Origin of the sequence: Pseudomonas migulae NBRC 103157, from assembly GCF_002091715.1 — a bacterium.
Classification (GTDB): Bacteria; Pseudomonadota; Gammaproteobacteria; order Pseudomonadales; family Pseudomonadaceae; genus Aquipseudomonas; species Aquipseudomonas migulae_A.
Window position 1 is genome coordinate 17282 of sequence record NZ_BDAG01000060.1, and the last position, 11452, is coordinate 28733.

General features: G+C 59.7%; 10 protein-coding genes. 4 read left to right on the forward strand and 6 right to left on the reverse strand.

Going from position 1 to position 11452, the window contains the following annotated elements:
• Positions 1-2: 2 nt before the first annotated feature.
• A complete protein-coding gene (can, locus tag PMI01S_RS28885; RefSeq protein ID WP_084323482.1) occupies positions 3-647 on the reverse strand; it encodes a carbonate dehydratase in 645 nt (214 codons plus the stop codon).
• 168 nt (positions 648-815) lie between these two features.
• On the opposite strand from can, the gene PMI01S_RS28890 reads away from it, so the two are divergent.
• Complete coding sequence (locus PMI01S_RS28890; RefSeq protein ID WP_084323484.1) at positions 816-1220, forward strand: serine kinase/phosphatase; 405 nt, start codon at positions 816-818, stop codon at positions 1218-1220.
• 119 nt (positions 1221-1339) lie between these two features.
• On the opposite strand, the gene rimI is transcribed toward PMI01S_RS28890, so the two are convergent.
• A complete protein-coding gene (gene rimI / locus PMI01S_RS28895; protein ID WP_046030107.1) occupies positions 1340-1792 on the reverse strand; it encodes a ribosomal protein S18-alanine N-acetyltransferase in 453 nt (150 codons plus the stop codon).
• Positions 1785-2525, reverse strand: coding sequence for an energy transducer TonB (locus PMI01S_RS28900; RefSeq protein WP_084323486.1), 741 nt, complete (start codon positions 2523-2525; stop codon positions 1785-1787). Before PMI01S_RS28900 ends, rimI begins: the two co-directional genes overlap by 8 nt.
• A 239-nt stretch (positions 2526-2764) precedes the next feature.
• Here PMI01S_RS28900 and mksB point away from each other — a divergent pair, with 239 nt between their 5' ends.
• Genes mksB through mksF form a run of 3 tightly spaced genes read left to right on the forward strand, consistent with a single transcriptional unit; the run spans position 2765 to position 7570 of the window.
• Positions 2765-4042 (forward strand): Mks condensin complex protein MksB, encoded by a 1278-nt coding sequence (gene mksB / locus PMI01S_RS28905; protein ID WP_167362941.1) that lies wholly within the window; start codon positions 2765-2767, stop codon positions 4040-4042.
• On the forward strand, positions 4032-4733 hold the full coding sequence (gene mksE / locus PMI01S_RS28910; RefSeq protein WP_084323490.1) for an Mks condensin complex protein MksE: 702 nt from the start codon (positions 4032-4034) through the stop codon (positions 4731-4733). The genes mksB and mksE overlap by 11 nt, the downstream gene beginning before the upstream one ends.
• Positions 4730-7570 carry an Mks condensin complex protein MksF gene (mksF, locus tag PMI01S_RS28915; RefSeq protein WP_084323492.1) on the forward strand — a complete coding sequence of 947 codons (2841 nt, stop codon included), beginning with the start codon at positions 4730-4732 and terminating at the stop codon, positions 7568-7570. The genes mksE and mksF overlap by 4 nt, the downstream gene beginning before the upstream one ends.
• A 216-nt stretch (positions 7571-7786) precedes the next feature.
• Here mksF and PMI01S_RS28920 read toward each other — a convergent pair whose 3' ends face one another.
• Genes PMI01S_RS28920 through PMI01S_RS28930 form a run of 3 tightly spaced genes read right to left on the reverse strand, consistent with a single transcriptional unit; the run spans position 7787 to position 11352 of the window.
• Entirely contained in the window at positions 7787-10090 is a 2304-nt protein-coding gene (locus PMI01S_RS28920) for a PqiB family protein (protein ID WP_084323494.1), read from the reverse strand.
• Complete coding sequence (locus tag PMI01S_RS28925) at positions 10083-10706, reverse strand: paraquat-inducible protein A (protein WP_084323496.1); 624 nt, start codon at positions 10704-10706, stop codon at positions 10083-10085. The genes PMI01S_RS28920 and PMI01S_RS28925 overlap by 8 nt, the downstream gene beginning before the upstream one ends.
• Positions 10693-11352 carry a paraquat-inducible protein A gene (locus tag PMI01S_RS28930; protein WP_084323498.1) on the reverse strand — a complete coding sequence of 220 codons (660 nt, stop codon included), beginning with the start codon at positions 11350-11352 and terminating at the stop codon, positions 10693-10695. The genes PMI01S_RS28925 and PMI01S_RS28930 overlap by 14 nt, the downstream gene beginning before the upstream one ends.
• Positions 11353-11452: the final 100 nt, after the last annotated feature.

The window sequence follows — 11452 nt, forward strand, 5'->3', positions numbered from 1 at the left end:
TTTTATTGCGCCTCGACCGGGCGCAAACGGTACTGTGGCGGTAACTGCTCGAAACCGCTGATGCTGGCGTTCAGGCTCTTCCACCGGCCATCCTTGATGCCGTAGATGCAGCCGTGAATCGACAGCTTCTGCCCACGATGCCAGGCGTTTTGCACAATGGTGGTGTGCCCGACGTTGGCCACTTGCTGGATCACGTTGAGTTCGCAGAGGCGGTCGACCCGCTCTTCTTCCGTCGGCAACAGGGCCAGTTCTTCGCGTTTTTCGTAGTAGAGGTCGCGAATCGAACGCAACCAGCCGTCGATCAGGCCCAACTGACGGTCCTGCATCGATGCGCGCACGCCACCGCAGCCATAGTGGCCGGTAACAAGGATGTGTTTGACCTTGAGCACGTCGACCGCGTACTGAATCACCGACAGGCAATTGAGGTCGGTGTGCAGCACCACGTTGGCCACGTTGCGGTGGACGAACAGGTCGCCAGGCAGCATGCCAACAATCTCGTTCGCCGGTACGCGGGCGTCGGAGCAGCCGATCCAGAGGAATTCCGGCGTTTGCTGACGGGCCAGTTTGGCGAAGAAGTCAGGATCTTCTTTGGTGATCGCGTCAGCCCAGCGCTCGTTGTTATCAATCAGATCTTGTAATTCGTTCATGCAATGAAGCCTCGAGAATGATGCGCTGCTTTGACAGACAACCGTCCGTCGAGGTCACGCGCGAGATGCAGATTGCCGCTGATGCATATTACCTGCACTCCATGGCGGTGGAATTCTGAGGAGCCCAGTGGGTCCACCGTAGTAAGGCCCACAGTATGAGGAATTGCCATGACTGATTCACGACGTCCGTACGATGCGGCGCAACCCGAGCCCATCGACGACAACGAAGACCGCATGGGTTCGATACATGAGCTGGATTTCGACGAGGAAGAACCCAGCGCCAAAATCGGCGATGAACTGACGGAAAACGAGCGCGAGCGACTAATGCCACGGGGGCGCGTGCGTGAAGCAGGCATGACCGGCGCCTCGACCGCTGACCATGAGTCCACCGACGATGACATGAGCCCGGAAACCCTGATCCGTGAAGACGGTGCTCGGGATGCCCATGAGGCAGGTGAAGGTGGCCAGGCCGATTGGGATTTGAGCATTGTCGATGAAGATGACATTGGCGGGGGCAATGGTCTGGATGAGGAGGAATTGGCGAAGCAGGATCCGATGGATGGGAGTCGGTGATCTATCTGAATGACCGGATTTTCGCGTAGGAGCTGCCGAAGGCTGCGATCTTTTGATCTTTCATAGTCGCGGCACGTAAAGATCAAAAGATCGCAGCCTTCGGCAGCTCCTACCGGGGTTCAATCCACCAAAGTGCAGGCCATGACCACGGCATCTTCCCGCCCGCCAACCGCAGGATAATAATCCCGACGCCGTCCAATTTCGTTAAACCCATACCGCTCATACAACCTAAACGCCGACCGATTGCTGTCGCGCACTTCCAGAAAACATTCCCGAGCCTCAGCCTTATAGGCAATCGACATCAGGTGCTCCAATAGCGTCAACCCCAGTCCACGCCCCTGATTTTCCGGTTTGACGGTGATATTCAGCAGGTGCGCTTCATCAAGAATGATCTGCACCACGCCGTGCCCGACCTGCTGCTGCCCTTCAAACATCAGCCAGATCTGGTACTTGCCCAGCCCATCGAGAAAAATCCCACGGGTCCAGGGATGGCTGTACGCCGCGTATTCGATTTTCAGCACAGCGTCCAGGTCCGCCTCGGTCATCGGGCGAAACGATACAGCGTCACTCATTTGATTCTTTCCAGCGCGCCATTAGCCGACGCATGGCTTGCCAGACATCAGCCTTACGCTGTGGCTCTTCCATTAATAATTCCAGACCCGGCAGGGCCCAGACCGTACCCAGGCCGTCGACCTGGAGTTCACGGTTGAAGGATTCGGCATTCGCCTCACCGGCGAAACGCACCGCCGGCAAGCCAATCAGCCACACGCAGACGCACGGCGCGTCTTCCAGTCGGGCCGACAGAAAACCTTGCACGAAGTCACGGGCTACTTCCGGTCCCTGGTCCATCGTGCCTCGGGCCAGCAGCGGCCAGCGCACCGGCTCGCCGACGATCTGCGGGCTGTCCGGCAGACCGGCGGCGCGCAGCATGTCCTTGAGCAACAGATAAGCGGGGTCGCGGGTCTGGAAGGTTTCGCCTGTGGGTAACTCCACCAGCAGCAGACAGCGACCGGCGCGCAACAATTGCAGGGCGAATCGCGGGGGCGGCACTACTGGCGCCTTGACCGCGACCGGTGCCTCCTCTTCTTCAACCTTGGCGTTGTCACGCGTGCTGGCCAACGATGGCCGCGGCACCTCGATTTTCACCCGTTCGGCCGGCTTGACCACAGGCTCCGCGGGCGCATCGACCACTGGCGCCAGCGCCACCGGTGCGACGACCAATGGCTCAGGCATCTCCAGCAGCTCGGGCCGCGAAGGCGCGGCAAAGGGCAATTCAGTGCGCGGCAGCCAGTTGACCACCTGCATGGCGGTCAAATAAGCGCGACGACGGGACTCGATAAGCAAAGGTCGGCCACTTGTGGATAACTAATAGTGCGCTGATTCTACCGCCCTTCGCTCAAGATCGCTCACGCTGTTGATCGATAGACCTCACCGATAGTCTTTCTACCTATGAAAAATGGTGACAGCCCGTCCCGAGAGTGAATCGCATCGGTCCCGATGCAGTACAATCGCGGCTTTTAATCGCCAACCAGCCGGCCATTCCGATGATCGAACCCAAGCGCGTCTTGCGCGCCCTCGCTGAACACTGGGCACTTCTGGAGCCACTGTGCGAGCACTTCGACCAAGGCACACTGAGCCTCAACGAACTGCGCACGCAACTGGCCGCCCAGCAACTCGACAGTACGCCGCAGGACATCACCAGCCTGCTGGACGTGTGGATCCGCCTCGACATTCTGGTTCCCGTGGCAAAAAGCCCGAACCGTTTCGAGCTCAACGCGCAGATCCACGACTTCCTCGCTTACCTGCGACGTGAGCACCGTCTGGGCCTGTGCCTGGAAATCGAAGCCTATCTGCGTCACCTCGAACGCCTGGCCGGTTATATCCAAGACGCCTTCGACATCCGCGACAGCCATGACCTGGCGCGCCAGTTACGCCTGCTCGACATGCGCGTGCGCGATGTGCTGAAAAAGCTCGCCAACGACGAACAGGCCCTGGTGGCCGTGGCCGAACGCGCCAAGACCAGCGACCGGCAGATCCCGCTGCGTCAGCGTTACGCCGAAGTGCTGGCGACCTGGGACGAATACGTCGAGCCGATGATTCAGTTGGTGAACGCCGACGGCGCCTTCGAACAAGGTGTGCGCAAGGTCGAAAACGTGCTGTTGAAGATGCTCACCGAGCAGCAGCGCCTCGGCCACCTGGTCGACGACGACATGCTGCTGCGCACCCACGCACGCATTCTCGAAATGCAGACCAGCGCCCAGCTGACCTTGCGGCATGCCCGCGAATTGCTGCTGCCGCTGCGTGAAGAAGCCCGTCGTCACAACGCCGTGACCCGTGGCGCGGCGCTGGCCTTGTCGGCCATCCGTCGCAAAGGCATCGATGCGGTGCCACAAGCGGCGATGCCAATGTTCACCCGGCCGCAAAGCACCTTCCTCGGCAGCGCCAGTCAGGTCGAAGCCTACGTTTACGCGCTGGCCCGTTTCGAGCCGAAACCGGCGCGCTTCCCCAAGGCCCACAAGACCCAGAAAGGCGAAGCGCCGCGCGCGCCACGCACCGTACGGGAAATGCTCGAACGCTGCGAAGACGCCCTGCCGATGCCGGACCTGATGACCTGGCTGCTGGAGCAGGAGCCGGACGGCGCCACCGACGAATTGCTGTACTGGTTCTCGCGCCTGTCGCGGGAAAAGCGCTTTAAACGCGAGCGTCTGGAACGCCGCGATTACCACACTCACGAGCATCAGGTCAGCCTGCGCTCCTTCGCCCTGCTCTCGGCCCGCGATAACGCCGCCGAGGATTCTGCGAGCATCCCACATGCATCTTGATCTATCCGAACTGTCCCAGCTGGCGCCGATCTTTCGCGAGCTGTTCAAGGGCTACCACGTCAGCCGCCGCGATCCGGAGCTGTACGCGCAACTGTCGAACTTTCAGGATCAGTACCGCACGCTGTTCAAGGCGCTGGGCTTTGAACTGGTCTGCGACACCCGTGGTTTCTACTACTTCGTGCCGGACCTCGCCGCCGCAGCGGTGAACAAGACGGCGCAACGTCTGGCGCTGTTTACTTTCATCCTCGTCGAGCATCTGGCGGATCAGGGCCGTGACCCGATCGCCGTGCTCGACGGCGGCAGCCTCGGCCGCGATGAATTACCGTCGTTGCTGGAAAAGTACCGCGACCTGTTCATCCAGGCCGAAGTGCAGACCGTCGAAGAACTTGAAGAAAAAATCATGCGCCGCATGACTCAGCTCGGTTTCGCCAGCGAAGAAAACGGCGTCTACCGTTTCCTGCCGCCGATGCACCGTTTCCTCGATGTTTGCCTGTCGGTTCAGCAGGACCGTGACCTGGCGGCCAGCCTGCACAGCGTATTGCCGCTGCCGGTCCCGGTTTTGATCGACGATGACAGCGACGAAAAACTTTTGGAAACCGATGACCCGCTCGACTTGAGCGACTTCGCTGAAGAAAGCGAAGCAGACGCCCTGGCCCGCGCCATTGCCGAAGAACAGGAGACCGACGCATGAGCAAGGAACGCTACGGCATTCGCCGCTTCGCCCTTTTGAACACCGCCGGTTACAGCCTCGGCCTGTTTCCGCTGGAAGAACCGCTGTCGGTCTACGGCGCGAACAACCTCGGTAAATCCGCCTCGATCAACGCGCTGCAATTCCCGATTCTGGCGCGCATGTCGGACATGAGTTTCGGCAAGTACAGCCTGGAACAATCCCGGCGCTTCTACTTCGCCTCGGACACCAGTTACATCCTGGTGGAAGTCTCGCTGCCCCACGGTCCGCACGTGATCGGCGTGGTCGGTCGCGGCCCGGGCGGTGGTTTCGGCCATCAGTTCTTTGCCTATGCCGGCAAACTGGACCTGGCGCATTACCAGAAAAACGACACCTGCCTGCGCCAGAAAGAACTGTTCACCAACCTTGAGCGCGAAGGCCTGAAAGCCTACGAACTCAAGCCGGATGAACTGCGTCGTTTGCTGGTGGGCGGCCACACGTCGATCCCGCTGGACCTCACGCTGATCCCGCTGCGCTCCACCAGCGAACAGAGCCTGAAGACCTTCCGCGCCCTGTTCATCAACCTGCTGCACATGCGCGAAATCACCGCAGCCAAGCTCAAGCAGCTGTTCCTCGATGCCTTCGAACACAGCCTGCGCTCCGGCAGCGTCGATTACATCGCCGCGTGCGAAGAAGCGTTCCGCGATGTACGACGCATGGAGCAGGACTACAACTCGCTGGTCACCGCTGGCCCGTTGGTTGAAGCGCTCGCGGCAGGCGTGACCCAGCGCAATATCTTGCGCGGCAAGCTGCACCGGATCTCACCGCTACTCGACTCACTGCTCGGCACTTGGTCGGACTACGCCAGTGCGCGCAAGGAAGAGCTGACGATTCAGGCCGAGCACTACCGCAACGAACAGGACGCGCTGCAAAACGATCAGCGTGGCGGCACTCAGGAACTGATGCGCCTGGAGCGGGAAATCAGTGGCATCCAGCGCTGGCTCGGTGAATTGTCGGCGCTGAAGAATCGCTTCGCGCTGGTCGATGACGTCAAAGTGCTCGAGCAGCAGTTGCTCGCGGCCAAGGACGCTCACGATGAACTGGCCGGTGCGCTGGCGCAGTCGCGGCAGTTCTCTGCCGAAGACCTCGAAGAACGTCTGCGGGATCTGGAAAAGCGCCTGAAGTCGGTGAAACAGCAACTCGATCATGCCGACAACAACAGCTACGCCCGCCTGCGCGAAGAATTTTCGCAACAGGACGTCGAGCGCCTGATGCGTCTGTTCAACAGCGCACTGTTCAGCCTGCCGCTGGGCGAACACGGGATTGCGCTGGACGAGGACGGTCAGTGGGTCAAATCCATGGAGCTGATCCTCGACGGTTTCAAAGGCGAGCGCTTCGAAGTGCCGGGCCTGTCCATCGACCTCTCGCACATCGAACCTCCGGCGTTGCAAGCGCTGGCTGACCGCGCCGCGTTGCGTGACCAGAAAGAGCGGCTGGAAAAAGAACTCAAGCAGCTCAAAACCCAGGCGGCCGTGGCAGCCGATCGCGCCGCGAGCAAAACCCAGACCGAAGCGCTGTACCAGCAAGTGCTGGATGCGCAGAAAGCCCTGGAGGATTTCCGTCGCTCGCAAACCCTGAGCGCCGAAGAAGGCGACAAGCTTGAGCAGCTGGCGCAAATGGAAGCCGCGCAGGACGAGTTGAAGCGTTCCAGCGACGCCTTCACCGAACGCGTCCAGCAACTGTCGGCCAAGCTGCAATTGGTCGGCCGTCAGATCGGCGACATGGAAGCCAAGCAACGCACCCTCGACGACGCCCTGCGCCGCCGTCAGTTGCTGCCGGCAGACCTGCCGTTCGGCACGCCGTTCATGGACCCGATCGACGATTCCATGGACAACCTGCTGCCGCTGCTCAATGACTATCAGGACAGTTGGCAAGGCTTGCTGCGCAGCGACGGGCAGATCGACGCGTTGTACGCCCAGGTGCGCCTCAAGGGCGTGGCCAAGTTCGACAGCGAAGACGATATGGAACGTCGCCTGCAACTGTTGATCAACGCGTATGCACACCGCACCGACGAAGCCCTGACCCTCGGCAAGGCACGCCGCGCTGCCGTCACCGACATCGCCCGGACGCTGCGCAACATCCGCAGCGACTACGACAGCCTCGAGCACCAACTGGCGCTGTTCAACCGCGAGATCAACAAGCGCCAGGTCTCTAACCTGCAGAGCTTCCGTATCGTCCTCGCGCCGAACAAGGAAGCGTTGAAGCACATCGACCAGATCATCCACAGCGCCGGCCAGTACGAAGAAGGCGAAACCCTCTCCGTATTCGACCTGAGCCAAAGCGCCGATCAGGACAACAAGAACGAAGAAGCCAAGGAATACCTGGCGCGTCTGGTGGCGGCGAACCACAACCAACTGGGCCTCAAGGACTTGTTCGAACTGGCGTTCGAGATCACCAAAGTCAACGGTCAACCGGTGATTCACACCGACATCGATGGCGCAGCGTCCAACGGCACCACGATGACCATCAAGGCGCTGACCAACATGTACTTGTTGCTGCACTTGATGGACCGCGACCAGGCCGGCCGTGTACGCCTGCCCTACTACCTCGACGAGGCGGCGGACATCGACGAGAAGAACCAGGCAGCGCTGCTGGAAACCAGTCTGCAACTGGGCTTCGTGCCGATTCTGGCGAGCGTCAAGCCGCAGGTCTGCGCCAGTGTGGCGATTGACCTGGAAGGCGGCAGCGGGCCGAACGGGATCTACATTGACGAGGCGGACTGGAAATACATTCGTCGTCACGATGAGGTGAAGGCTGCCGTTAACGTTGAAGCGGACGAGCCGGAACTGGATGCGGTCTGATTTGCGTTAATCGAAGGCAATAAAAAGGCCGCGATCCAAATGGATCGCGGCCTTTTTTATGGCGTGGCGTTCGTTGTGAACTTTAGGGCCTCTTCGCGAGCAAGCCCGCTCCCACATTTGATTGATGTCGTACACAAATGCCAGACCGACATAGATCCAATGTGGGAGCGGGCTTGCTCGCGAAGGCGGCCTCACAGACGCCCCCTCAACTTCCTGCTATTTACCGAGCGATATCTTCGGTGCCCAGGTCAGCCATTCATCTTCAAACTTGTCGAACAACGGAAACGTCTGCTCAGGCCGTGCCGGACTGCCCATACGATCACCGTCCGGGGTGGCGAAAGCGATACCACCCTGAATCAGCGTCTCCAGCGATTCGGTGCGCACCGTCGCCCCCTTGAACAAACCGTAGTCGAAACCAAAACCGCTGGTGTTCCAGAAACGTGTGCCGCTGCGCACCAATGGTGCGTACTTCGGTTCGATCAGAATGTGCACCAGAACACGGTCAGCGGTCTGGCCCAGTTCATAACCCGTCACCTTACCCACGGTGACCTCGCGATACGTCACCGGCACACCGGTTTTCAACGAACCGCGCCGAGCGGCGCTCAGGACCAGGCTTAAACCGGCTTCCTGTTTGGCGGTTTCCGGTGGGCTGGCGAGGGCCACGAAGTTCTTCTGCGGACCAAGATTTTTCGCGGCCGGCTGCACTTCGATGTATTGGCCTGTGACCAGGGTTTCGAGGTTAGAGGTCTTGATCAGACCCAGCTCGGGCTTGACCACCCAGAACTGACTGCCAACCCGGGCAATGCGCTCCGGCACTTCGGTGATCCGCGCGGTGAGCAGCACCGATTGCAGATCATCGCTGAGGTCGACGTCTTCAATCTTGCCGACATCCAGGCCTTTGAATTTCACAGGGGTGCCGCTGCGCAAGCCATCGGCGCGATCGACCTTGATCGTGACCACGGTGCCTTTCTGGTTGGCCTCGTCATGACTGGCGAACAGACGGAAACGTGGAATGCGCTTCTGCAATGGCGCTTTGGCTTGCGGGGTTTCGAAGGCGATGCCGCCGGCCATCAGGCTTTGCAGCGACTCACTTTTGACCTGGATTCCACCGGTCAGCCCACCCGTGAGCGTAATACCGCTGGCGTTCCAGAAACGGGTCGATGCGTTGACCAGTCCCTCATATTCCTTCTCGATGTGTACACCGATCACCAACTGTTTTTTCTTGCGCGAGAACTGATAGCTCTGGACCGAACCGACCTTGACCTGCTTGTAGAGAATCGGGCTGCCGACTTCCAGTGAACCGAGGTTCTCGGTGAACAGCACCAGGTGCAGGCCCGGTGCCCGCAAGTCGAGCGGCGGCGCCTTCGGTCGTGCCACGAACTCACGCTGCGGTGCGGCACCCTTGTCACCTGGACGCACGGCAATGTAGTTACCTTTGACCAGCGCTTCGAGACCGGTAATGCCTGCGAGGGAGATTGAGGGTTTGACCACCCAGAACTGGGTGCCGTCAACGAGGTAATCCTCAGCCAGCGGATCAAGGGTCAATTCCGCGGTGGCACTGGACAGATCAGGATCGATCTTGAGCGCTTTCAGCGTGCCGACCTGAATGCCTTTGTACATCACCGGCGTCCGGCCGGCCTGCATGCCTTCGAAGTCGCTGAGTTTGACCTTGACCCGAATACCGGCGGCGGCGGCATCGAAGTCTTCATAGAGACGGAACGGCAGGCTCGGATCGGTGGGCGGGCTGTCCTTGCGGTTCTCCGGCGTCGCGAAGGCGATACCGCCGGCGACGATGCTGGCCAGGGATTCACTGCGTACTTTCACGCCGGACAGGTTAGCGTCGATGCTGATGCCGCTGGCATTCCAGAAACGTGTGTGTTTGCGCACCAGCTTGGCGTAGGTGGGCTCGATGAACACCTTGAGCTCAACGGTACTTTGGTCCTCGGACAACAAGTAGCTTTTGATCTGCCCGACCCGGATCTGCTTGTAGAACACCGGGCTGCCACGGTTCAGCGAGCCGAGGCGATCTGCCTTGATGGTCAGGTGCAGACCGGGCTGGGCGTCAGACAGCGGCGGCTCTTCGGCCAGCGCCTTGAACTTGCGCGTGGGCTCCCCTTCGCCCGGACTGACCGCGACATAGTTACCGGAGACCAGGGTTTCCAGCCCTGTGATGCCGGCCAGGGTCACGCTCGGCTTGACGAGCCAAAAGCGTGTGCTGGTGCGCAGGTATGGCTCCACGTCCTTGTTCATCTCGACGGTGGCAATCACCCCTTTGGAGGCGCCTTCGTCGTCGAGCGTGAGGGTTTTCACCTTGCCGACCGACATGCCTTTGTAAACGACTTCAGTCTTGTTGGCCTGAATGCCTTCACCACTTTCGAAACGCACCTGAATCTCGATGCCGGTTTCGCTATAGGCACGCCAACCGAGCCAGCCGCCAATGATCAGGGCGATCAGAGGCAAGACCCAAATGGCGGACCAGTTCGAGGCCGGTCGGGTTTTCGCTGTAGGCAAATCAGTCATGGTCGTCGTCCGACTCCGTGTTATCCCAAATCAGTCGGGGATCGAAAGTTACTGCGGCAAGCATCGTCAGAATCACCACACTGGCGAAAGCGATGGCGCCAAGATTGGCTTCGACGCTGGCAAGCCGTCCAAAATTGACGACCGCCACCAGGATGGCGATCACAAAAATATCGAGCATCGACCAGCGGCCGATGAACTCGATAAAGCGGTACATCCAGATGCGTTGGCGTGCCGAAAGTGGCTGGCGGCGCTGCACCGAAAACAGCAGCAAGGCGATGCCCACCAGTTTGAACGTCGGCACCAGGATACTGGCGATAAACACCACGGCGGCGATGGGAATCATGCCGTGCTGAACCAACTGGATCACACCGGACATGATGGTGCTGGGGTCGCCCTGACCAAGAGAGCTGACCGTCATGATCGGCAGGACGTTGGCCGGGATATAGAGCAGCGCTGCCGTCACCAGCAGCGCCCATGTGCGCATCACACTGTTCGGGCGGCGCGCGTGAACCAGCGCACCACAACGAGTGCAGACCTGCTCGTCGGTGTCAGCGTCCTGCTTGTTCAACTCATGGCATTCGGTACAAATCAGAATGCCTGCATCAATCGCCCGCATGGGCATCCTCTCCTGATAAAGCCTGCCAGATCTGATGAGGCGACATCACAACCTCCAGCCAAACCTGGACCAACAACAAACCGATAAAGCACGCCAGGCCGAGACCGACAGTGATTGCTGCCATATCTGCCAGTTTGACGATCGCCACCAGAACGCCCATGAGGTAAACCTCGAGCATCCCCCAGTCTCGTAGATGGTGATAAATTCGATAAAGCAGCAAACCGTAACTACGGCCGACATCAAAACGAATACTTAGCAGCACGGCCAGCTGGCAGAGCAGCTTGAGTAGCGGAATTCCCATGCTGCACAGAAACACGATGACCGAAACACCTTGCATCCCGGTATCGAACAGGCCAACAACGCCGGTCCAGACAGTGTCTTGTGACGACTGCCCGAGTAGATTGAGCTGCATGATGGGTAAAAAGTTCGCAGGGATGTACAACAACAGTGCGGCGATGACCAAGGCGAGACTACGTTGCACAACATTGTGCCGATGGGCGTAGAGCTCGTAACCACAGCGCGGGCACAGGGCTTTCTCGCCATGGGCGAGTTCGGGCTTGCGCATCAGCAAGTCGCACTCATGACACGCCACCAAGTCGTCCAGCGGTAATTCTGACAGCCCGGAGGCGTCAACCGGATCTGGCATAAAGGCTATGACTCCGAAAAAGTTGGACCTATTCTAGTGTCATGAATCGAAAATAACTGTGCAAATTTGTGCAGGGCCTGATCTGGATTTTATTCCGGGC

Coding starts and splice junctions, on each gene's coding strand:
- PMI01S_RS28925 (WP_084323496.1), bottom strand. CDS start 10,706: ATGCGGGCGATTGATGCAGGCATTCTGATTTGTACCGAATGCCATGAG.
- PMI01S_RS28890 (WP_084323484.1), top strand. CDS start 816: ATGACTGATTCACGACGTCCGTACGATGCGGCGCAACCCGAGCCCATC.
- mksE (WP_084323490.1), top strand. CDS start 4,032: ATGCATCTTGATCTATCCGAACTGTCCCAGCTGGCGCCGATCTTTCGC.
- rimI (WP_046030107.1), bottom strand. CDS start 1,792: ATGAGTGACGCTGTATCGTTTCGCCCGATGACCGAGGCGGACCTGGAC.
- PMI01S_RS28900 (WP_084323486.1), bottom strand. CDS start 2,525: ATGCAGGTGGTCAACTGGCTGCCGCGCACTGAATTGCCCTTTGCCGCG.
- PMI01S_RS28930 (WP_084323498.1), bottom strand. CDS start 11,352: ATGCCAGATCCGGTTGACGCCTCCGGGCTGTCAGAATTACCGCTGGAC.
- mksF (WP_084323492.1), top strand. CDS start 4,730: ATGAGCAAGGAACGCTACGGCATTCGCCGCTTCGCCCTTTTGAACACC.
- mksB (WP_167362941.1), top strand. CDS start 2,765: ATGATCGAACCCAAGCGCGTCTTGCGCGCCCTCGCTGAACACTGGGCA.
- PMI01S_RS28920 (WP_084323494.1), bottom strand. CDS start 10,090: ATGACTGATTTGCCTACAGCGAAAACCCGACCGGCCTCGAACTGGTCC.
- can (WP_084323482.1), bottom strand. CDS start 647: ATGAACGAATTACAAGATCTGATTGATAACAACGAGCGCTGGGCTGAC.